Origin of the sequence: Pseudoalteromonas sp. SR43-3, from assembly GCF_014163875.1 — a bacterium.
GTDB classification, from domain to species: domain Bacteria; phylum Pseudomonadota; class Gammaproteobacteria; order Enterobacterales; family Alteromonadaceae; genus Pseudoalteromonas; species Pseudoalteromonas distincta.
The window spans coordinates 86,971-109,204 of record NZ_JACJEC010000009.1; the positions used below are offsets into that span (position 1 = coordinate 86,971).

Annotated in this window: 25 protein-coding genes; 13 read left to right on the forward strand and 12 right to left on the reverse strand. The window is 40.7% G+C overall.

Features of this window, described 5'->3' with window-relative positions; genetic code table 11:
- Positions 1-6 precede the first annotated feature (6 nt).
- From H5088_RS12280 to H5088_RS12295, 4 genes are all read left to right on the forward strand, one after another.
- A complete protein-coding gene (locus H5088_RS12280; RefSeq protein WP_182752997.1) occupies positions 7-2,292 on the forward strand; it encodes a penicillin acylase family protein in 2,286 nt (761 codons plus the stop codon).
- A gap of 58 nt (positions 2,293-2,350) precedes the next feature.
- Positions 2,351-3,199: an MBL fold metallo-hydrolase gene (locus H5088_RS12285; protein WP_182737987.1), complete on the forward strand. Its 849-nt coding sequence runs from the start codon at positions 2,351-2,353 to the stop codon at positions 3,197-3,199.
- Between the two features lie 88 nt (positions 3,200-3,287).
- Entirely contained in the window at positions 3,288-4,820 is a 1,533-nt protein-coding gene (locus H5088_RS12290; RefSeq protein ID WP_024595458.1) for a bifunctional GNAT family N-acetyltransferase/carbon-nitrogen hydrolase family protein, read from the forward strand.
- A complete protein-coding gene (locus tag H5088_RS12295) occupies positions 4,820-5,137 on the forward strand; it encodes a multidrug efflux SMR transporter (RefSeq protein WP_002962354.1) in 318 nt (105 codons plus the stop codon). The genes H5088_RS12290 and H5088_RS12295 overlap by 1 nt, the downstream gene beginning before the upstream one ends.
- A 66-nt stretch (positions 5,138-5,203) precedes the next feature.
- Here H5088_RS12295 and H5088_RS12300 read toward each other — a convergent pair whose 3' ends face one another.
- Positions 5,204-6,082, reverse strand: coding sequence for a DMT family transporter (locus H5088_RS12300; protein WP_182696179.1), 879 nt, complete (start codon positions 6,080-6,082; stop codon positions 5,204-5,206).
- A gap of 239 nt (positions 6,083-6,321) precedes the next feature.
- Between H5088_RS12300 and H5088_RS12305 the strand changes: the two genes are divergently transcribed.
- Positions 6,322-6,705, forward strand: coding sequence for an MAPEG family protein (locus tag H5088_RS12305; protein ID WP_182752999.1), 384 nt, complete (start codon positions 6,322-6,324; stop codon positions 6,703-6,705).
- Positions 6,706-6,778: 73 nt separating this feature from the next.
- On the opposite strand, the gene H5088_RS12310 is transcribed toward H5088_RS12305, so the two are convergent.
- From H5088_RS12310 to H5088_RS12320, 3 genes are all read right to left on the reverse strand, one after another.
- The gene (locus H5088_RS12310; RefSeq protein WP_182753001.1) at positions 6,779-7,987 is read right to left on the reverse strand and encodes a TonB family protein; all 1,209 of its coding nucleotides are present in this window, start codon (positions 7,985-7,987) and stop codon (positions 6,779-6,781) included.
- A gap of 9 nt (positions 7,988-7,996) precedes the next feature.
- Positions 7,997-8,371, reverse strand: coding sequence for a BlaI/MecI/CopY family transcriptional regulator (locus H5088_RS12315; RefSeq protein WP_007377323.1), 375 nt, complete (start codon positions 8,369-8,371; stop codon positions 7,997-7,999).
- 101 nt (positions 8,372-8,472) lie between these two features.
- On the reverse strand, positions 8,473-9,165 hold the full coding sequence (locus H5088_RS12320) for a pseudouridine synthase (protein WP_182753003.1): 693 nt from the start codon (positions 9,163-9,165) through the stop codon (positions 8,473-8,475).
- A gap of 89 nt (positions 9,166-9,254) precedes the next feature.
- Here H5088_RS12320 and H5088_RS12325 point away from each other — a divergent pair, with 89 nt between their 5' ends.
- Both H5088_RS12325 and H5088_RS12330 read left to right on the forward strand, forming a co-directional pair.
- A complete protein-coding gene (locus H5088_RS12325) occupies positions 9,255-9,560 on the forward strand; it encodes a DUF6482 family protein (protein WP_182753045.1) in 306 nt (101 codons plus the stop codon).
- A gap of 40 nt (positions 9,561-9,600) precedes the next feature.
- Positions 9,601-10,008 carry a GNAT family N-acetyltransferase gene (locus H5088_RS12330; protein WP_182753006.1) on the forward strand — a complete coding sequence of 136 codons (408 nt, stop codon included), beginning with the start codon at positions 9,601-9,603 and terminating at the stop codon, positions 10,006-10,008.
- A 10-nt stretch (positions 10,009-10,018) separates the two neighbouring features.
- On the opposite strand, the gene H5088_RS12335 is transcribed toward H5088_RS12330, so the two are convergent.
- The 8 genes from H5088_RS12335 to H5088_RS12370 all read right to left on the reverse strand — a co-directional run bounded on the left by H5088_RS12335 (position 10,019) and on the right by H5088_RS12370 (position 16,139).
- The gene (locus H5088_RS12335; RefSeq protein WP_182696174.1) at positions 10,019-10,375 is read right to left on the reverse strand and encodes a HopJ type III effector protein; all 357 of its coding nucleotides are present in this window, start codon (positions 10,373-10,375) and stop codon (positions 10,019-10,021) included.
- A 21-nt stretch (positions 10,376-10,396) separates the two neighbouring features.
- Complete coding sequence (locus H5088_RS12340) at positions 10,397-11,500, reverse strand: retroviral-like aspartic protease family protein (RefSeq protein WP_182753008.1); 1,104 nt, start codon at positions 11,498-11,500, stop codon at positions 10,397-10,399.
- A gap of 28 nt (positions 11,501-11,528) precedes the next feature.
- The gene (locus tag H5088_RS12345; protein ID WP_182753011.1) at positions 11,529-12,236 is read right to left on the reverse strand and encodes an HAD-IA family hydrolase; all 708 of its coding nucleotides are present in this window, start codon (positions 12,234-12,236) and stop codon (positions 11,529-11,531) included.
- Between the two features lie 10 nt (positions 12,237-12,246).
- A complete protein-coding gene (locus H5088_RS12350; protein ID WP_182753013.1) occupies positions 12,247-13,191 on the reverse strand; it encodes a tyrosine recombinase XerC in 945 nt (314 codons plus the stop codon).
- The gene (locus H5088_RS12355; protein WP_182753015.1) at positions 13,188-13,799 is read right to left on the reverse strand and encodes a DUF484 family protein; all 612 of its coding nucleotides are present in this window, start codon (positions 13,797-13,799) and stop codon (positions 13,188-13,190) included. Before H5088_RS12355 ends, H5088_RS12350 begins: the two co-directional genes overlap by 4 nt.
- Entirely contained in the window at positions 13,796-14,626 is an 831-nt protein-coding gene (dapF, locus tag H5088_RS12360; RefSeq protein WP_002960987.1) for a diaminopimelate epimerase, read from the reverse strand. Before dapF ends, H5088_RS12355 begins: the two co-directional genes overlap by 4 nt.
- Positions 14,627-14,690: 64 nt before the next feature.
- Positions 14,691-15,944, reverse strand: a complete 1,254-nt coding sequence (gene lysA, locus H5088_RS12365) for a diaminopimelate decarboxylase (protein ID WP_182753017.1) — start codon at positions 15,942-15,944, stop codon at positions 14,691-14,693.
- Complete coding sequence (locus H5088_RS12370) at positions 15,945-16,139, reverse strand: LPS translocon maturation chaperone LptM (protein ID WP_024605935.1); 195 nt, start codon at positions 16,137-16,139, stop codon at positions 15,945-15,947.
- Between the two features lie 168 nt (positions 16,140-16,307).
- Here H5088_RS12370 and cyaY point away from each other — a divergent pair, with 168 nt between their 5' ends.
- The 6 genes from cyaY to H5088_RS12400 are packed head-to-tail and all read left to right on the forward strand — an operon-like array spanning position 16,308 to position 22,206.
- Positions 16,308-16,631, forward strand: coding sequence for an iron donor protein CyaY (gene cyaY, locus H5088_RS12375; RefSeq protein WP_002960979.1), 324 nt, complete (start codon positions 16,308-16,310; stop codon positions 16,629-16,631).
- Positions 16,628-17,284 (forward strand): alpha/beta hydrolase, encoded by a 657-nt coding sequence (locus H5088_RS12380; protein ID WP_002960978.1) that lies wholly within the window; start codon positions 16,628-16,630, stop codon positions 17,282-17,284. The genes cyaY and H5088_RS12380 overlap by 4 nt, the downstream gene beginning before the upstream one ends.
- Positions 17,285-17,306: 22 nt before the next feature.
- Positions 17,307-18,284, forward strand: coding sequence for a DUF2914 domain-containing protein (locus H5088_RS12385; protein WP_024594616.1), 978 nt, complete (start codon positions 17,307-17,309; stop codon positions 18,282-18,284).
- A gap of 35 nt (positions 18,285-18,319) precedes the next feature.
- The gene (hemC, locus tag H5088_RS12390; RefSeq protein ID WP_024594617.1) at positions 18,320-19,258 is read left to right on the forward strand and encodes a hydroxymethylbilane synthase; all 939 of its coding nucleotides are present in this window, start codon (positions 18,320-18,322) and stop codon (positions 19,256-19,258) included.
- Positions 19,259-21,100, forward strand: a complete 1,842-nt coding sequence (locus H5088_RS12395) for a uroporphyrinogen-III synthase (RefSeq protein ID WP_182753019.1) — start codon at positions 19,259-19,261, stop codon at positions 21,098-21,100.
- Positions 21,097-22,206, forward strand: a complete 1,110-nt coding sequence (locus tag H5088_RS12400; protein WP_182753021.1) for a heme biosynthesis HemY N-terminal domain-containing protein — start codon at positions 21,097-21,099, stop codon at positions 22,204-22,206. Before H5088_RS12395 ends, H5088_RS12400 begins: the two co-directional genes overlap by 4 nt.
- Positions 22,207-22,234 lie beyond the last annotated feature (28 nt).

Genomic DNA, 22,234 nt, shown 5'->3' on the forward strand with positions numbered 1-22,234 from the left:
ACGGTGATGTTTAAAGTAATCAAACGCTTGTTGTTATTAATTGTAATATTAGGGCTGGCAAGTACCGCTGTTGTTTATGGGGTACTTAGTTTAAGTTTACCCGCCCTTGATGGAAACGGACGCAGTAACGCGGTAGCAGAGCCTGTAAAAATTTCGCGAGATGCATTAGGGCAAGCAGTAATAAACGCCAATAGCCGAAACGACGCCGCCTACGGTTTAGGTTATGCGCATGGACAAGACCGATTTTTTCAAATGGATTTACTAAGGCGTAATGCCGCAGGTGAGTTAAGTGAATTATTTGGCGAAGCAGCGTTGGGGCTCGATAAAAAAATGCGTTTTCATCAATTACGTAAACGCAGCCAAATTATTTTACAAACGCTGCCTGAGACAGATAAGCAATTACTTAAAAGTTACACTCAAGGTGTAAACGAAGGTTTAGCGCAAGTAGGGTATTCAAGCTTTGAATATTTACTAACAGGTGCAGCACAAAAGCCATGGCAAAGTGAAGACAGCCTACTTGTGATATTTAGCATGTACCTTGATTTACAAAGCGCCACATTTGAGCGTGACCAAGCACTTATTCAAATTGAGCAAGCGTACACAAAGCAAATGGTTGATTTTTTAACGCAACCGAGTAAGTACCAAGCCGCGCTTGATGGCAGTAAATTAGCGCTTTATAGCGGCAGCATACCTACTTTTCCCAATCAAACAGAGCATATAGTTAAAAGCATTGAAGCCAACCAAGAGCGCGGCAGTAATAACTGGGCTGTTACAGGAGCGCTGACTAAAACAGGGGCTGGTATGGTGTCGGATGATATGCATTTATCGATGGCAGTACCTGTAATTTGGTACAGGGCACAATTAAATTACATGCACAGTGGTGAGCAGACTCAGGTAACCGGTGTATCGCTGCCCGGCGCACCTGCCATTGTTGTTGGCACTAACAACAATGTTGCATGGGGATTTACTAACGGTTATTTAGATACAGCCGATTGGGTTGTATTAAACGATGATAGTAAAACATGGCAAGTTGATGAACCTATCCCATTACCCGATGGGGAGGTTGAAAACTATTCATTAATACTCAGTGAATACGGACCTGTAAAATATATTAACGAAAAACCTTATGCGTTGAGCTGGGCTGCCCATCAGCCTTATGCCGTTAATATGCAGTTATTAAAATTAGAGCAAGCCAAAACGGTAGATGATGCACTTGCTGTAGCAAGCGATGTGGGCATTCCGGTGCAAAACCTAATGGTGGTAGACAGCCTTGGTAGCGCAGCGTGGAAAAACATGGGCGGTATACCGGCTCGTAAAGCGCCAAGTGTGCTTGGCGTAAATGCCGATGACTACTCAGCGCTTTGGCAGCAAAATGAATTACAACGCCCTTTTATTAAAAACCCGCAAAGCGGTCGATTATGGACTGGTAATTCTCGCGTGGTATCGGCTGAGGATGACGCGCGTTTTGGTAATGGTGGTTATGCACTCGGCGCACGTTCGAGTCAAATTCGCGATAGATTATTTGAAAAACAAACATTTGCTGAGAGCGACTTTTACGCATTACAACTTGATAATCAAGCTCGCTTTTTAATGCCTTGGCATGCTCTGCTATTAAAGCAATTAAAAGCCGATACAACTAAAAATCAGCAATATATAACAGCGCTTGAAAACTGGCAGCAATGTGCGTGTTCAACCTCCATAGGGTATACCTTAGTTAAGCGCTACCGCGATGAAGTGATTAATATTTTATTTAGCAGTATGGAAGATGAATTAAATAAACAACAAGGCACACTTAAATACGTAAAACGAGATTTAGAGCCCGCTGTTTGGCAGCTTATAAACAACAAGCCCGACACATGGATAAACCCACAATTTAAAAGCTGGGATGAGCAGTTACAAGGAGCATTTAGCCAAACTATTACTAAGCTTACAGAACAATTTGGTAATAACGTACAAAACTGGCAGTGGGGCAAGGTAAATGAGTTAGTGATAGAGCATCCGTTTGCAAAGCAAATGCCGTTACTTGCTAAGTTATTAAATATGCCCACAGCAGCGGGTTTTGGAGATAGTTATATGCCCGCCGTACAAGGGCGTAGTTTTGGCGCATCGCAGCGTTTTATTGCTCAACCAGGGCATTTAGAACATGCAATTTTAGCTATTCCTGGTGGGCAATCGGGGCACCCTCTTTCTGAATTTTACAGAGCGGGGTTTAGTGATTACGTAGAAGGTAAGCATACACCTTTATTGCCTCAAGAGTTAATACATCAAATAGTAATAAAGCCGACACGATGAACTAAAGTATAGCTAAACACGTTCTATATAATTACCAATAAAACAACAGAGAACTAAAATGAAAAAAATACTACCCGCATTAATCACAGGTTTATTACTAAGCACTACAGCGCAAGCAGACGATGGCCCAGTAACAGCACAAAAGCTAAGTGAGCATGTATACGTACTATTTGGGCAAGGCGGCAATATTGCAGCAAGTGTAGGTGATGATGGCATTTATATTATTGATGATCAGTTTGCCAAACTCTCAGATGATATTAAAAAAACCATTAGCGATTTAAAACCAGGCAGTGCAGAGTTTGTTATCAATACTCACCATCATGGCGATCATACCGGTGGCAACGAGAACTTTGCTAAAGCGGGTGCGCACGTTATAGCGCACGACAATGTACACAAACGTTTAGAAGAGCAGCACGGGGAAGGGTCAGACTTTTTACCGCGCATTAGTTTTGGTCACGACTTAAAACTACATTTTAATAACGAACACACCCATGTTGTGCATTACGAACATGCACACACCGATGGCGATTCGGTTATCTTTTTTAGTAACGACAACATAGTGCACATGGGCGACATTTACTTTAATTTTGGCAGCTTACCGTTTGTTGATGTAGATAGCGGCGGCAGCGTTGATGGTATTTTAGCGGCAGTAAACGATGTAGTTAATCAAATTGACGACAACACTAAAGTAATACCAGGACACGGCAAGGTAAGTGACCGTTCAGGACTGATAGCGTATGGTAAGCTAGTTCAAAACGCGAAAGACGTAATGCTAAAAGCAATGCAAAATAATGCAAGCTTAGAGCAAGTACTTAAAGCCGATCCATTGGCTGAGCTGAATCTTGAATACGCAGGCTGGTTACCAAAAGAGAAAGTAACCACACTTTTTTATCGTAGCTTAAAGTAGTACGCGTAACGTAAAAAACATGATACAAAGCTGAGTGTACTTTAACGTACATTCGGCTTTTATTTTCTTATGCCCAAAGGAGTTGTGTATGTCGGCAGAAAAAACCCATCTTGAAATTTGTAACTTAACCAGAGAGCAATATCCGCAAATTAAAACCTTGATGGATCAAGCGTATCCCGACTTAGGCGGTGCGTGGCCAAGTCATACCATTTTTAGATTAATAGACCAGTTTCCTGAAGGGCAGATAGGTATCGTGGATGACGGCGTGCTGGTGGGCTTAGCATTAAGCGTGCAGGTTGATTACACGCGTTTTTCAAACCCGCATACATACGAAGATATTGCAGACGGTCACGACCGTGTATTTAGCGATACCGACGGCGATGCGCTATACGGCTTAGATGTTGCTATTAGCGAAAGTCACAGAGGCATGCGTTTAGGTCGTCGCCTTTATGATGCCCGTAAAGAATTGTGCCGCCAATATAACTTACGCGCTATTTTAGCAGGTGGGCGTATTCCGCGTTATTACAATCACAGCAGTGAAATGACGCCAATGGAATACATTGCAAAAGTAGATCAAAAAGAATTATACGATCCTATTTTAAGTTTTCAGTTATCTAACGATTTTCAGGTAAAACGATTACTTAAAAAGTATTTACCGGAGGATCAAGAGTCTGTTGGTTACGCCACTCTACTTGAGTGGAATAACATTATGTATGAGCCAACCGACACGGTACTTGAGTCAACTAAATCAATCGTGCGAGTAGGTGCTGTGCAATGGCAAATGCGTTGTGTTGAATCGGTTGAAGAAATGCTAAAGCAGGTTGAATACTTTGTAGATACCGTATCTGACTACAAAAGTGACTTTATACTATTCCCTGAGTTTTTTAATGCGCCACTAATGGGGCTAGGGAATCAAAGTAATCAAACAGAAGCGATTCGCTATTTAGCGGAATACACCGAAACATTTAAAAATGCCATGTCGCGTATGGCAATAGAATACAACGCTAATATTATTACCGGCTCTATGCCACTTGCCGAAGATGATAAAATTTATAACGTAAGTTACCTATGCCATCGTAGCGGTAAGATAGACGAGCAACGTAAAATACACATAACCCCGCATGAGCAAAACGATTGGGTTATTCAAGGCGGCGATAAAATTGCCGTGTTTGATACCGATGCCGGTCGTGTGGGTATTCAAATTTGTTACGATGTAGAGTTTCCAGAGCTTTCACGCATATTGGCCAAACAAGGGTTAGATATTCTGTTTGTGCCATTTTGGACTGATACTAAAAACAGTTATTTACGTGTGCGCCACTGTGCACAAGCGCGTGCAATAGAAAACGAATGTTATGTGGTAATTGCAGGTTCGGTGGGTAATTTACCAGAGGTAGAAAGCCTTGATGTGCAGTATTCGCAATCAGCTGTACTAACGCCATCGGACTTTTCGTTCCCGCACGATGCAACACTTAACGAAGCCACACCAAACACCGAAATGCTGCTATTTAGTGACCTTGATATGGATAAGCTTAAAATACTTCACAGCGAAGGCACAGTGCGTAATTTAAAAGATCGCCGCGAAGATTTATACGAAGTGATTGTTAAAAAGAGAGACGTTTAATGGCGTGGGTGTACTTAATTATTGCTGGGTTACTTGAAATTGGCTGGCCGATTGGCTTAAAAATTTCGCAAAACGCTGATACACGCTGGCAAGGCATAGCAATAGCGGTGGTATTTTTAGTCGCTAGTGGTTTTATGTTGTGGCTTGCACAAAGGCAAATATCAATGGGCACCTCTTACGCCGTATGGACAGGTATTGGCGCCGCCGGTACGTTTTTAGTGGGTATATTGTTTTATAACGATGCCGCTACATTTGGTCGTATTGCGGGAGTATTAATGATTATTAGTGGTGTGATAACACTAAAAATCAGCTCTTAGAACCAGTTCTTAAAGCTATAAAAATTATAACAGCGCAGCTATAAAAGCCTGCGCTTTTTTATGCCCTTAATTCGGCAACATAACCAAAACAGCGGCAATGGCTATGAGTATTAAGCCAGCAGTATCTTGTTTCTTAAGTGGCTGCTTTAACCAAAGAACGGCAATTAGCATGGTAAAAAACACTTCAACCTGTCCAAGTGTTTTAACGTAAGCAACGTGCTGTAAGCTCATTGCACTAAACCAGCCAATAGAACCGACACAACTAAAAACACTAATTGCGGCTGTAGTACCTTTGTATTGCCACAGTTTACTAAGTGTTTGCGGCTCTTTTAATAATAAATAGCCCAGTAGTATTAGTGTTTGTAAGCTAATTACAAACAGCAAAACCCAAGCTGCTGAGTGAGGAAATAATAATCCTGAATTTAAGCTCGCTTCTCGTACCCACAGCGATGTAAGTGCAAAGCAAGTACCACAAGCCAGTCCTAGTAATGCTGTTTTAGCATTAAAGTGTTTAACGCTTGTTATGCCACTGAGTAGCAATACGGCAATAGCGCCAAAAAACACACCAAGCCAACCGAGCAAAGAAAGTGCCGAGCCAAAAAATAATACACCTAAAATGGCTGCTACTAACGCCTCGCTTTTGGCAAGACCAGCACCTACGGCGTAATTATTCATTTTAAATAACTTAACCATTAAACCAGTGGCAAGTATTTGCATCACACTTGCGCCTACAATAAATCCCCAAAAGGCATTATTAAACGTAGGCATGGCTGTATCTTGATATTGATACAAACCATATAAATACACGCCAGCAATAGGGCCTGCGATAATAAAGCGAGAGAGTGTTACGCCAGCCACACTCACATCGTTACTTAATTTACTTTGCAGGGCATTACGCCATGCTTGCATGAAGGCGGCTAAAAAAGTGAAAAATATCCAGGTCATGGTCGTCATCGTTAAAATGTAAGGCAGTAAAGTTAACAAGCTTTGTGAAGTAAAGCGATGTATTAACTATGATGTTGAATATTCATCATCTGCGACATTATGTCGCATGGGTTTGAGGATAAATTTAGCTATAGTAGGTCTGATGTTATTGTTAGCCGCCAGAGTTTGTCATAAAACGTATCTGGCGGCTTTTTTATTACGCTTATGCTAAATTATCCGAAACATCAAAAGGATAAATTATGACAACATTAGTTGTATGTGCATTACTTGCGGTATTAATGCCTTACTTTGCAAAAGTGCCGGTTGCTATAGCAATGGCAAAATTAGGTCGATACGACAATAAACACCCAAGGGCGCAACAAACAAAATTAACCGGCTTTGGTGCACGGGCGCTCGCTGCTCATCAAAACTGTTTTGAATCGCTTGCTGTTTTTGCTGCCGCTATTGCAGTTGTACTGGGCACTAACTCTGTAGGTGCAGTGACCGAAACGCTAGCGGTTACGCATATTGTGTCGCGTATTTTGTATTGCGTATTTTACTATATGAACCTAGATATAATTCGCTCATTAGTGTGGTTTATTGGTTTGGGTACAGCCATTGCCATGATTGTGGTGAGTTTGTAACTTTATAGCGTAAAACCACAAAGCAAGCAGCCTAAAAGGGCGCTTGCTTTGTAGTCTTGAACAACTCGCGGCGTTAATGCGATACTTTTATTCGCTCAATTAAATCGGTAGGCGCCACTTCACTATTAATCGCAAAATCTAGTTGCACAAGTACATCTTCAAAACCTGAATCAGATGCTTTATATTTCCATTTTGCTAGTGCCTCTTTCGCTGATTTATCAAAAATATCTTTAGGTTTAGATTGAATAACACTAATGTTTTTTGTTTTACCGTTTGCTGCAATATCGTATTTTAATACAACAGAGCCGCTGATCCCTTGTTGAGCTGCTTGTATTGGGTAAGCAGGTTCAATGCGTATTGTTGGTGAAATGTGATCCTCTTTAGTCATTGCTTCTGGTTGCTTTGCAATCGCTAATCCGCTTAGCATACTTGCTGCTACAAGCAATAAGCCACCTTTAGCAAACTTTGAACGCTCCCCGCTGTGTTTTATATTAATTAGTCGTTGTAACATGGTTTTTTTATCTCCGTAGTGTGAATAAGCCATAAGTCCTGTGGGCGCATTTGCCGCGCAGTTTATTAAGGCTTTGCTATATAGAATATGTTGTTGTGTGGTTTTATTGGCAAGTACCCGTTCATCACAAGTCAACTCTTGTAGTCGGCGCATGCTTGCGTAACAAACCCAAGCTAGTGGGTTAAACCAAAGTAAAATAGTAGGTAGTAATATAAGTGCGTTTGTTAGGTTGTCTTTGCGTTTTATGTGTACGTTTTCGTGCTCTAAAATAAGCGCTAATGTGGCTTTATCAAACTGGGTATTGTAGTTACTCGGTAACACCAGCTTGCTGTTTAAAATACCGACCACCATTGGCGTGGCTACATGTTGGCTGGTATAAGTTTTAACATCAGCGGTAAGAGTGCTTTCAAATTGGGTTAACTCAGTTAACTGCAGGCTTTTAACAAAGCGGGTGTGCGTAATAAAGCTAGCTATTAATAACCCTGCGGTAATAAGTACATACATGAGCGCCCAGCTAATACCTACCTCGTTTGTAAAAGATTGGTTGGGGGTGATTAAGTAGTGACTAATATTACTGTTTTGCAGTGGTTTAATCGCATTTGGTAAATTAGCAATCACCAATGCCGCAGGTAATAGCCATGCTAATTTATATACAAACCGCGAGCCAAGGGCTTTTAAAGCAAATCGCTCGAGTAAAATAAAACCACAAAACAAAATGCTTAATAGTAATTGCTGCTCAATTAACCAATTAAAACCAGTTTGAATAACCATGTTAATCCCTTACTTTTGGTTTTTTTCCCAGTCATCTATAACTTTTTTAAGCTCGTTTATATCTTGCTGAGAAAGCTGCTCCGATTTAGCAAAGCCACTCACAAGTGGCGCAATACGCCCACTAAAAAATCGCTCAATAAAGTTTTGGCTTTCTTTTAGGGTGTAGTCGGCGCGCTCCATACAGGGAGTATAAATATATTGGCGACCTTCTTTTTCAAATGTAAGTGCGCCTTTTTTTACTAGTCGACCTAGCAGGGTTTTAATGGTTTTTTCGTGCCATTGCTTATCGTCGCTTAAGCGCTCAATTATTTGGCTCGCGGTGGCGGGGTAGTTAATCCAAAGTGCGTCGAGCACGTCAAACTCTGCTTTTGATAATTCAATCATTTTATCGCCTACAAGTGTAATCTTTAATTTAAGACTACACCTGTAATCTATTTTTGCAAGTTTATTTTTAACTTTTTGAGATATAGTTAAGTGACTTGGTATTAGATTTTTGAAATATCGTTTTTATTAATTTGTATATATTGGTTTTCAGGTAGGTTTAGCTTTGAAAGGGGGAGGTCACTAAATTGCACTCTAAATAAGTCAATTACTTTGTATCCGCAGTAATGCGCCATTTTACGTATTTGTCTGTTTAGCCCTTGTTTTAAAACAATACTAAACTGATTACTGGCTATTTTATTTACCTCACAAGGCAGGGTTATGTGTTTATCAACGGGTACGCCTGCTGCCATTTTTTTACAAAAATCATCGTCTAAGGGCTTATTTACGGTGACTAAATAATGTTTAGGCTGGTGGAAATCAGGATGTATTAGTTGATTACAAAAATCCCCATCGTTGGTCAAAATAAGCAAACCGCGAGAGTCTTTATCTAATCGACCAATAGGGTAAACACGGGTGAGTGTGGGCAAATGGTGAATAAGGCTGGCAGGGTCATCAATATTTAATTTACAGTCAATACCTACTGGTTTGTGGTACGCAAAATAAACTAAATCGGCAGCACCTTTAATTTCTTTTTCGTTCACTATTACAATATCTTGCTCGTCAACGTGATCTATATGATTTGCTGGGCGATTATTTACAGTCACCACACCTTCATCAATTAAACGCGATGCCTGTTTACGAGAGCAAATACCTGCATGGGCAATATATTTAGCGAGTCGAATTTTTGCGATCATAACGTGTGACGCCAGCGGCTAATAAAAATTTGATCGCGATTATAGCAAAGCTGCGTATCGATAATGCTAAATATAAAAAGGTAAACATGATGGGTATTAAATTTTCACAGTTAAAAAAGCACGAACCGCTACAAGAAGTTATTGTTCACTCGTTAGATATGGCGCTTTATCAAGTATCAGTGATGATTAATAACGTTGAATATTATGTAACAGAAGACAGCGGTGAGTTTTTAAGAGCACTCAGCCCACTGCATGTACAAAAACGTTTTGAAAAAATAGCGTACGCACAGATGATGTTAAGGCAAACAAGCGCTTACGACGAAATGTGCGGCCAGCCGGATAAAACCAGCAGCAATATGCTTGAAGTACCTTATGGTAAAAATAATCTTTATTGATTGAGCTAATTTGCTAGTATCTGCTTTTTAAGGGCGATAAATGTATCAATTAAAAGTAGATAATACCGATGCGTTAAACTCAGCGCTTCGCGCACAAATGGTTGAATTTAACGCCGATCATTTTGATGCGCAAAGAGTGCCATTAGGCTATAAATTTACTGATGAGCAGGGCGAGCTTGTTGCCGGTATTAGTGGGTGTGTGTTTGGAAACTGGCTGATGATTAGTTGGCTTTGGTGTAGCGATAGTGCGCGAGGTAAAGGGCTTGCAGATAAACTGCTAACGGCACTTGAACAAGCAGCTATTGAGCTAGGTGCTACAACTGCTCAGCTTGATACACTTGATTTTCAAGCAAAACCCTTTTATGAAAAGCGCGGTTATAGTGTTAAGTATCAACTTAATAATTACCCACGCTCAGGTACGCGTTACTTTATGGAAAAACCACTTTAATTTTTGCTGACTATTTTGCTTTTAGTGGCTCGCCTTCAAAGGTAATACCTAAAAAAGGTGTTGCCTCTGGTGCTAACATAAACGTGCGAATGTTCATATGATCATCCCCTTTAGGGTTTTGCAGCACGTCTTCTCGGTAAAACTTACCAAAACAATCCAACGTATTTTGTTTACTTAAATCGTTTAATTTAGCAAACGCGAAAATTTTACACGAGCCATTGTTCTCACTCGCAGCGCTAAGTAATCCATGGTTATTAAAGCCACATGCAGTAAAGTCGTAATTTGCTTCTATCACCGTCATTGTATCGGTAAATTGAATGCTTTTTGGGTTTTCAGCAAGTGCTTTTAAATAGTTATTTAGTGTCATGTGTTACCTTTGGGTTTTTAATTATTTAGCGCTCAACTCTAGCTCATCTGTTTGCTGATTTATATTGAATTTAAATCGCGATAAAAAGTTCATTCCTAGCAAACCTTGCCCACGGGTGTTTTCAATGCTTAGCACTTCAAAACCATAAATAATTTGCGAGCCCACTTTAAACGATTCAATTTGATAACGCTTTACAACAATTTGACCGTTAGCTGTGTTTACCGTTACATCACCTAAATACAAAGGTCTTGGCGAAATTTGCTTAATAATATTTGTAGGTAGCGAGGTTACGCTTGCGCCTGTATCAATCATTAGTTCGGTCGATAGATTGTTATTTATTTCGGTGTTTATTAAGTAATGCGCGCCGTAAGGCGTTAAAGCAACAAAGTCGTCTTGCGATTGTGCTTTATTGATCATCGCTTGCAGTGTTTGCACTTGGCTTTTTAGATTGTGCTGGTTTGGCATTCGATCAAGGGTTGCTTGTGCGCTAATTAAATCGCCTTGCTGATAGTAGGCATACGCAAGTGGATATAAAAACTGCGCGTTATCGCTTTTATAATCAAGCCAAATTTGTGTTTGCTCAATAATAGCTTGCCAATTTTGTTGCTCAGTTAATGTGTGTAATTCGTTTTGAGTGAGCGTATTTAAACGTGTATTTACATTACTTTGCTGATCAGCAGGCAGTAATGAATTAAGCTCAAATAAAGCAATAATGGCATTTTGTGTTTGCTCGCTATTTATTAAATACTCAACCTGTAAATTAAGTAACTCTACGTTATAAGGGCTGTTATTTAATAGCGCATTGAGAAATGATTCGCTGAGTAATAAATTGCTATTTAGCCATATTTTAAGCTGCACTAGCCACGATGAATAAAGGTTTTTTGCGATTTCTGGATTGCTGTTTTTGAGTTGTTGATAGCTACTAAGTGCGGCTTCAAATTGGTGTTTTTTAAACTGCTGCTTTGCCGTATTTAATAGCGTATTTTGTTGTTTAGGCGATATGCTTTTTTCAGCACCTTGCGTTTTTTGTACTTTGGTTGGCGCGGGCTGCGGCCACAATAAATAAGCGTTAAGGCTAAGTGAGCCAATTAATAGCAAGGTAATTAGCTTGGTATAGTGGCTCATTGTGACCTCTTATTTGATGCAATTGGTATTATTTAATAAAGTGCGTTAAGGCATGAATATTGGCTATTTCAATATCAGCCAGCCCTTTATAAGCATAATTGGCGCCTTGATCGTTTAACCATACCGATTGGCAACCGGCATTATTTGCGCCTTGTACGTCTGTATCAAGGCTATCGCCAATGTGTAAAATTTCACTTTTAGCAACGTTTAAGTGCTCGGCGGCTTTATCAAATAAGGTGCTGTGAGGTTTTGCTTTACCATGCATGCCGGCTTGTAATACAAGCTCAAATTTATCGTGTAAGTTAAAGCGTTCAATTTCAACGTTACCATTAGTTATAGCAACCAGCGTAAAGTGCTGGGCTAAGTTATCTAGCAGCTTTAGTACGTCGTCGGTTACCACTATTTTACTGCGCGCATCGGCAAAGGCGTTGTAGGCAGCATCGGCATGATGCTCTACCTCTTGCTCGTTCAAATCTAGTTTAGAGAGGGCTAAGCGCAGTGTATGTTGGCGCCATTTAGTGACGTTATCAGCAAGTTCAGGTAACTTTAATACGGCCTCATTGCGGCATTGTTGCCAGTATTTTGGGCCTTGGGCTAAGTAGCTCGGGAGCGCGTTTAAATAATTTTGCTGCGCTTTAACCGCTGCTTTTATAATGGGGTGATTGTTGTAAAGAGTGTCGTCTAAATCAAAGCTCATGACAGAAAATGGCTTAATAGCACGATTAAATCGGATCATTTTTATTTACCTAATCAGTTCGTTTTTTTGCACGAGGGTGAGTGTTGTCGTACACCTTGGCTAAATGTTGAAAATCTAAATGTGTATACACTTGTGTAGCCGACAAACTGCTGTGCCCTAGTAACTCTTGCACGGCGCGTAAATCACCAGATGATTCTAAAATATGTGACGCAAACGAGTGGCGCAGCTTATGCGGATGAACCTGCGAGCTAATGCCTTGTTTTATTCCCCACTCTTGCATACGCAGGCGCACTTGGCGAATCGAAATACGGTTTTTTTGGCTACTTAAAAATACTGCTATTTCATCGGGCTTTGCAAACTGAGGGCGTATTGTGAGCCATTTTTTTAATGCGTCTAACGCTTTTTTGCCCACCGGAATTAATCGCTCTTTATTACCTTTACCACGCACTAAAATTTCACCATTGGCAGCGCTAATATCTTGTATGTTAGCGCCAACTAACTCGCTTATACGCAGCCCTGATGAATACATTAACTCCATCATTGCTTTATCTCTAATAGCGAGAGGTTCGTCGTCGGGTATTTCGAGCAAGCGTGCCATTTGATCTACATCGAGATTTTTAGGTAGGGGCTTTGCAAACTTAGGGCCTTTTATACCTATTGCCGGATTATGGTAATGCGATTGCTCGGCAATATTTTTTGCTTTTAAAAACTTATATAAGCTGCGAATACAACTGAGCTTTAAGCTAATTGTACGGCCACTTAATTGCTTTGATCGCAGTGCCATGCTGTAGCGGCGAATATGTTCGCCTTGTACGCCAAACCAGTCATCACATAGTTTGCTAAAATATAGGGCTGCAAAGCCAAGTTGGCTTACGTATTGATTAACTGTGTGCGCTGAATATTGTTTTTCAAACTTTAAATAATCGCTAAATAGCGTTATGGGTGTACGCCAGTGGTCGCTTAGCGCGGTAATATTAGGCGCATCGTCACTCATGCTAGTTTTTGTAACCGCAGGTGTAATGCGTTTATAAAGTCGAGCACAAACAGGTTATCTTGCGCGGGCTCAAAATGGTTTACGTTATTGCTACCAAACGCCAAAATAGCGATAGGGTGCTTGGTGTCGCCAATTAAATAAATAGCGACGGATTGTGTATCTTCACTAAATAATTGTTCGCGCTCTTGTATATTAATTCGCCCTAAATAATGCCCAGAATGGGTAAGGCGATGCGCAATAAGCTCGTCGTACTCGGGATTGTATTTTACTAATTTGCAGTCGTTAACATCTTCACTTGAGCAGATTATATTGCGTAGGTTATTTGCAAGAGTGTCAAAGTCGTCATGATTCCAAAGCTGGTGATGACATTGGCTAAACAAACGATATACGAGCTCGTTTTGCGTTGCATGCTTGCTCATAGCATCTATTTGGCTTTTTAAAAGCGTGTTGTGCTCGCGTAATTGACGTTGCTGAATATGTACTAGTGACGTTGCACCTTGAGCTTGCTGTTGCAGCTCAAGTTGTGCGAGTAGCTCGGGGTGATGAACTAAAAAGTCAGGATGTTGCTGTAAGTAATTAATAATCTGCTCTGTACTTAGCTCGCTCATAGTGCTACTTGTCCGTCGAAAACATGCTCTGCGGGACCAGTCATACGTACCGGGTGACCTTCACCACTCCAGCGTACTTGCAAAGTACCGCCCGGCAAATCTACTTGAACGGTTGTTGATAATTTATTTTGCATATGACCAATCACCATTGCTGCACACGCACCTGTGCCACAGGCTAGGGTTTCGTTAACGCCGCGCTCCCACACTCTTAGCTTAATGTGTTCTTGCGATACAACCTGCATAAAGCCAATGTTCGCTTTTTGCGGAAAGCGTTCGTGGTTTTCAAGTAATGGACCCAATATATCAACTTGCGCGGTGGTTACGTCGTCAACTTCTAGCACGCAATGTGGGTTACCCATAGATACCGCGCCACTAAATACAGTGTGTTCTTGCGTTCTAATAATATAAGTAAGCTCGCGTTTGCTGGCTTTTAACGGAATTTTACTTGGCTCAAAATTAGGATGGCCCATGTTAACAGTTACTTGACCGTCTTTTTCTATGTAGAGCGTTAAGTTGCCCGACTTAGTCGATACACTAATTTTGTGCTTGTTAGTAAGGCCTTTCATGCGTACAAAGCGGGCAAAACAGCGTGCGCCGTTACCGCATTGTTCTACTTCGGTACCATCGGCATTAAAAATTCGATAATGAAAGTCGAGATCAGGTGAATATGGTGCTTCAACCATCAGCAATTGGTCAAAGCCAATGCCAAAGTGGCGATCTGCCAGTTTTTTGATTTGGTCTCGCGACAAAAAAACATTTTGTGTAATGTTATCAATCACAACAAAGTCGTTACCTAAGCCGTGCATTTTGGAAAAATTAACTAACATAGCGCTCTAATTCGGTTTTGCTCTGTGCTAATCATGCCACAGAGCAGCTAGTAGACAAAAACGTTTATGGTAAAACTTTCTCACCTTGATAAAGGCTTTCAATAGTTTCGCGTTCGCGAATAAGGTGATGCTGCTGACCATCTACCATAATTTCTGCAACACGCGGGCGCGAGTTGTAGTTTGAGCTCATTGTAAAGCCATATGCACCCGCACTTCGTTGTGCAAGTAAATCGCCTTGTTTAAGCGCTAGTGCGCGGTCTTTTCCTAAAAAGTCGCCGGTTTCGCACACCGGACCCACAATATCAAAGTTGTGAGTAGGTGTTTCGTCGTCGCGAACGGATACCGGAATAATTTTTTGCCACGCTTGATAAAGCGCAGGGCGAAGCATATCGTTCATACCAGCATCTACAATTGCAAAAAACTTGTCTTGGTTTTGTTTAATAAATTCAACTTGAGTGACCAAAATACCTGCGTTAGCTGCAATAGCGCGCCCTGGTTCAAAAATAAGTTCAAGATGTTTGTAGTTAGCTAAGCGTTCGGTAACTTGCGCTGCATATTCACTTGGGTGTGGTGGTTGCTCGTTGTTGTATGGCACACCTAAACCGCCGCCAATATCTAAATGAGTTAGCTCAATACCGTTAGTTTTTAGCTCATCAATAAGCGCCATTAATTTATCAAGGGCTTCTAAAAAAGGTCTAACTTGCGTTAATTGAGAGCCAATATGGCAATCGACACCAATTACTTTTAAACCAGGTAAAGCCGCTGCTTGTTGATAAACACTCACTGCTGTTTGAATATCAATACCAAATTTATTTTCTTTTAAACCGGTAGAAATATACGGATGTGTTTTTGCATCTATGTCTGGGTTTACGCGAATAGAAATAGGCGCTTCTAGGTTAAGCTCGCAAGCCACTTCAGAAATACGCTCAAGCTCAGACGCCGACTCTACATTAAAACATTTAATGCCCAGTTTTAATGCGTAAGCTATTTCGTCAGACGTTTTAGCCACGCCTGAAAAAACCACTTTAGAGGCATCCCCTCCCGCTTTAATTACACGCGCTAGTTCGCCTTTAGATACAATATCGAAACCCGATCCTAAGCGCGCTAATATATTGAGTACGGCAATATTTGAGTTTGCTTTTACAGCGTAACATACCAAGCTTTTATGATTTTTAGTGGCGTTAGCAAATGCTAAGTAATGGCGCTCAAATGTAGCACGCGAGTATACATAACACGGCGTGCCGTATTGCTGCGCTATGCTTGCTACGCTGACGTCTTCGGCAAATAATTGGTTGTTTTTGTAGTTAAAATAATCCATTTATTGCTCCTGACTTTGCGATGTTTTAGCTTGCTCAGCGGTAGTGGCTGGTTTAGCTGTATTTTGAGGTTGGTTTTGCTCTGTTTTTTGCTCTGGTAAATATAACGGACCGCTTTGTCCGCAGCCAGCTAAGGCGCTTAACAGTACAGTGCTTATTAATAGTCTTTTTAATTGTAAGGTATGTGTCGCTTTCATTAGATTAATACGGTTGCTGGCTTTATAATCGCAGAGTAACAGAATATCTAAAAAATGCAGCTATTCGCGGATGATTTTATTCCTGTTACACTAGCTGCACATTTTTAAAGCTAATTTAAAGCTAAAACGTACCCAATATTAGGCGGCTCGCCTGCAAAGGAAATAACAATGACTGAACACGAATATCACCAATTAGCCGAAGCTCTTATGTTCACTATTGAAGAGCAGGTTGATGATTGCGAAGCTGATTTAGATTATGAATCGGCACAAGGTATTTTAGAAATTATTTTTCCTGATAAAAGTAAAATAGTGATCAATAAGCAAGCACCTCTTCACCAAGTATGGGTTGCGACTAAGTTTAACGGACATCATTTTGAAATGCGTGATGGGTTATGGATTGATAACCGCTCTGGCGCTGAATTTTGGGCGTTTATAAATGAAGCCTCAACTCGCCAAGCAGGCCAAGAAGTTAAGTGGCAATCATCACTATGAGTTTAGAATTTGTAGAATATGCAGCCCAAAGTGAACACAAAGCAACGGTTATTTGGTTACATGGTTTAGGTGACTCTGGGGATGGTTTTGCGCCAGTAGCCCCACAGCTAAATTTACCAAGCGAGCTTGGTATACGGTTTATTTTTCCGCATGCGCCAGTGCAACCGGTCACCATAAATGGTGGCATGGAAATGCGCTCTTGGTACGATATTAAGTCTATAGAATTAGATAAGCGTGCCGATGAACAAGGCGTAAGAGATTCTGCTGCAAAGGTAGAAGAGTTAATTAATAAAGAAATTGCTAATGGCATTCCTGCTAATAAAATAATTTTAGCTGGTTTTTCTCAAGGTGGTGTTGTGTCTTTGCATTTAGCGCCGCGCTTTGAGCAAAAGCTTGGGGGTGTTATGGCGCTTTCTACTTATATGTGTGTGCCACACAAATTTGCTGATGAAGCAAAACATACTGATTTAAACGTATTTATGGCTCATGGTAGCCAAGATAACGTTGTACCGCACAGTGCGGGTAGAAATGCGTTTGAAGTATTAACAGCACATAACATGGATGTAAGCTGGCAAGAATATCCAATGGCTCATCAAGTTTGCGCAGAAGAATTGCAAGCTATTCGCCAATGGTTAATTGCTCGTTTAAGCTAATTTTGGAACCGCTGAGGTCAATATGAGTCAAAAAATAGTTATAAAAGCAAATGTTAAACGCGAATTACAACAGAGCGTACCAACGGTAAGCTACGAGTGGAATTGGCGTCGTATTGTGAGTATTGCTATGTTGGTATTAATGACCTCTGCAGCAGTTGTTTATGGCTTAACCACCTCTGTTAATGCAGAGCAAGGTGAGCACCCAAATGAGCAGGAACAATTCTTAAATTTCAGCAGTAACGCTGAAAACCAAACAAGCGATGAGGTAATGGATGTTGAGCCTCAATCATCAGGAAACAATACCCCTGCTGAGTCTGTAGAGGTAACTCAAGCGAGTATTGAACCTTTGTTAGCTGAGCAAAATGAGACTCAACTAAGCATTTCAAGTAATACACCTGCCGAAGTAGACCTTGTAAATAATCCCCCGGCTTTGTTGGCTAACAACGATATTGTTACTGATCAAAGCGAAAGTATTAATACAGAGTTAAACTCAAACCTTGATAATGATGTGCAAGAAGAAACCGCAGAAGCCCAAAACGTAACTGAGCCTGCAAGTCAAAGTGACTTACTTTTAGAGTTAGAAAGTGATGATGGCGCATTGAGTGGCACTGAAGGTTTTTCCTCTACAGCACATGTGGCAAGTGTGGCATTGGGGGCGCAAATAGACACGGGTAAAATTAGTCGCGCGGTACTTACTCGTAAAGTAAGTAAGCGTGAGCCTACTAATGTGTTTGCTGCTGATATTAGGTTAAGCCAGTTTGAGGAAGGGTTATCGTTTTTTAGCGAGATTAAAAACCTTCAAGGCCAGCAAGTTAAGCATGTTTGGTCGTTTGAAGGTGAAACGATGGCTGAAATTACACTTAATGTTACTTCGCCTCGTTACAGAACGTACTCAACAAAAAATATAATGAACACACAAACAGGTCATTGGCGTGTTGATGTAGTTGATGAGCAAGGTAATTTAATTGCCCAAAAAGAATTTAGAATTTTAGCTGACTAAAACTGGCTAAACGCAGTAATTAATTGGATACCCCTATGACAGAAAAAACAAAATTAGTACGCATCGCAACGCGCAAAAGCGCTCTAGCACTTTGGCAGGCCGAATTTGTAAAAGCAGAGCTTGAGCGTTTTCATGCAGATGTGCGCGTAGAATTAGTCCCAATGTCGACGCAAGGGGATATAATTTTAGATACGCCATTGGCTAAAATTGGCGGTAAAGGCTTATTTGTTAAAGAACTAGAGCAAGCAATGTTAGATGGCCGAGCTGACATTGCCGTACATTCTATGAAAGATGTGCCAGTAGAGTTTCCTCAAGGGCTAGCACTGCATACTATTTGTGAGCGTGAGGATCCACGCGATGCGTTTGTATCAAACAATTTTGCTAATTTAAGTGAGCTACCACAAGGCGCTATTGTTGGTACTTCGAGCCTACGCCGCCAGTGCCAAATTAAGGCACTTCGCCCTGATTTAGATATTCGTGATTTACGCGGCAATGTAAATACGCGTTTAGGTAAATTAGATGACGGCCAATATGATGCTATTATTTTAGCGGCTGCAGGGCTTATTCGCTTAGAAATGGAGTCGCGTATTGCTGACTACATTGAGCCAGAAGTGTCATTACCAGCAAATGGTCAAGGCGCTGTAGGTATTGAATGTCGTATTGATGATGAAGTAACCAAAGCATTACTTGCACCACTTGAGCATACACAAACACGTATTCGCGTAAACGCAGAGCGTTCGATGAATCGCTATTTAGAAGGTGGTTGCCAAGTTCCTATTGGTGCTTATGCATTGGTTGATGGCGAACAAGTGCATTTACGTGGTTTAGTTGGTGCTGTTGATGGCAGCGAAATTTTACGTGACGAAGTAACAGGCCATGTAAATGACGCAGAAAAACTAGGTATTGAGCTTGCTAAAAAATTACTAGCTCAAGGTGCAGACAAAATATTAGCTGAAGTTTATAGAGACGCATAAATGACACATATTCTGATAACTCGGCCCGAAGGAAAAGGCGCAGCCCTTGCACAGCAACTTGAGCAAGCGGGTTATCAGGCGTCTTTATTTCCGGTATTAAAAATAACGCATTTAACACCCTCCAGCACTGAGCTTAGTCCGCTATTAAATGCAGATAAAATAATATTTATATCGCAAGATGCAGTCAGTGCACTTTCGCAATTAAAACCAGATATAAATACCAAAGCGCAGTTTTATGCGGTTGGACAACAAACAGCCGATGTTATATATGAGCAATTTGGTATGCGCGCAGCAGTACCAAAGCAGTATGATTCAGAAGGGTTACTTGCGCTTAAATCACTCGCCGAGGTGGATGGCAGTAATATAGTATTAGTTAAGGGCCAAGGTGGCCGCCCTGAGTTAGCTAAAACGCTCAAAGAGCGCGGTGCTTTTTTAAATAATTGTGTTGTGTACAAACGTGAACCGACAGAGAGTATTATTTCTAACTGGACAGACCACTGGAAAAGCCAGAATGTACACGGTATAGTCATAACAAGTAATGCAGCAGTTGATGCTATATTTAAAAGCCTTACTGCACACCAACTACAATGGTTACAACAGTGCCGATTTTATGTTGCCAGCGAGCGTATAGCCGCTTATTTAAAGCTGCAACAGGTAAGTTCGGCTAATATACACATTGCAGCAGGGGCTAGCGATAATGCTATGTTTACCTGCATAAATCAGCAAGGTAGCAACATGAGCGAACAGTCAAAGCCAGTAACGGCAGAAAAAGCCACACCAACAATAGCTAACACGACCTCTGCTAAATCAACTAAGCAAGAGCCTACAGCTACAAAAAATACGGCAGACAAAAGTAAACAAAAAATAAGTAAGGTTGCAGTACTTGCGCTTCTTATTTCGTTAATTGTGGCCTCTGGTGTTGGATACGAGTTTTATCAAAAATTAAATGCTGGTAAGGCGCAAAACCTAGCCGTTAATGAGTTAAGCGAGCAAAATAAGTTACTCACCCAGGAGCTGCAAGCACTTAAATCGGCGCAATCTAATTTGCAACAAGCGCTGTTTAATAGTGAAGAAAAAGTTGCCGCAGCCCTAAATGAAAGTGCAGTTCAAAATCAGCAAGAACTAAAAGCGGCTTTGCAAAAGGCGCAGCAACAAGGCTCATCGTTAAACCCGCAAGAAGTAACCAGCTTACAGCGTATGGCTGAGTTTAAACTATGGGCTGAAAAAGATTATCAAGGCGCTAGTGCTGTTTTAAAACGCTTAGATGGGTTACTTGGTGAGCACCCAGGAACAGTTGAAGTTCGCCAAGCGATTATGCAAGATATACAAACACTTGATAGCCTTAAACCTGTTGCAACAGAGGCTATTTATTTACAGCTAAACAGTGTACTAAGCAGTATTGACGACTTAGTTTTTAATGCAGTTAATTTACCAGAAGAAGCAGCTGCAATAGATGAAAATGCTTTAAGTGGTGACGTGAGTGATTGGCAGCAAAACTTGAGTAATAGCTGGAATAAAATTGTGGATAGCTTTATTACTATTCGTCAGCACGAGGGTGTTTCCATTGAGCCATTACTTACGGATCAAGAGCGCCATTTAATAAATCAACGAATCAAGCTTAATATAACTCAGGCACAAGATGCACTTATGAGTAAGCAGGCGAGTATTTTCTTTAGCGCCTTAAGTGAAGCAAAACGTTTAGTTGGTGAGTACTTTAAGCAAGACGATGATACAACTAAAACGGTACTTAAAGCGTTGTCTAAACTTGAAAAAGAGCAGCTTAACTTTAATCCAAAAGTAACCTTAAACAGTACACAAAAGGTTAAGGAGTGGGCGCAATGATAGGGCTAATTATTTTAATTGTAGCTATTGTTGTTGTACTAGCGGTTACTCCATTCGTTCTAGATGAAAAAGGTTATGTACTTATTTCATTTAACAATACGACGATAGAAGGCACGATAGTATCGTTTTGTATAATGGCAGTCATTACCGCTGTTGTTTTATATTTAACATATAAGTTAATTCGTTATTTATTATCGATTTATCATAATACTAAGCATGGCTTTTTTGCACGTAGCCAAGAGCGCAAACAAGCAGCTATTGAGCAGGCTCTTTGGAGTGCTATTAATGATGATTACGAGCACGTAGAACAGGCTTTATCGGGTAATAGCGTACCAGATAAGTTTGAAGATATTCGCTTAGCATTACTTGCAAAAGCAGCGCTTGCTAATAATCAAACAGATAAAGCACTTGAGCGTTTATTTGAAATCAGCCCAGAGCATCAATTAAAAGTAGCAAAGCTATGGTTGGCAAGTGGCGATAGTAGTGCGATTGAATCACAAATGCGTATTAGCGCAGAAGCTAAAAAAGCCACCGCACTTGAGTTAAAGCTTTATGCAGAAGTATTAGTACAGCAACAACACTTTAGTGCGCTGGAAGACTTTTTGCCGCGTTTACTGCGCAAAAAAGCACTTACTGATACACAGTGGACGCAGTTATTTAGTGCTTATTTTAATGCGTTAGATGCAGACAAGCTGAGTGAAAAATATAAACAGCTGCCTAAAAAGCTGCAAGCTCATGCCCACACCGCATATTTAATGCAAATGGCGCAAGCAGGTCAATTGGCTGTTATTGAAAGTGACTTAATTAAGATGGTTAAGCACAATGAGCAACACTTAGAGCTTGCAAATATATTAAGTAAAGCAACAGCAGCTGATGCAGCTAAGTTGCAAATAAGCATTCAAGAACGGCTTAAGAAGGATGATTCAAATAATTCACTATTACTTGCGCTAGCTTGCCTTGCTAATACTAAGGGTGATTATGACTTAGCAGCTAGAATTTTTGATAAAGCACTGAATAGTGAAAATAAAAAACAGTTCGCTGAACAAGCTGTGTTGAGTTATAAAAATAGTGCACAGGCAGAAAAGGCGCTCGTTTTATATCAATAAATGACTACACTATAACTACTTAGCATTT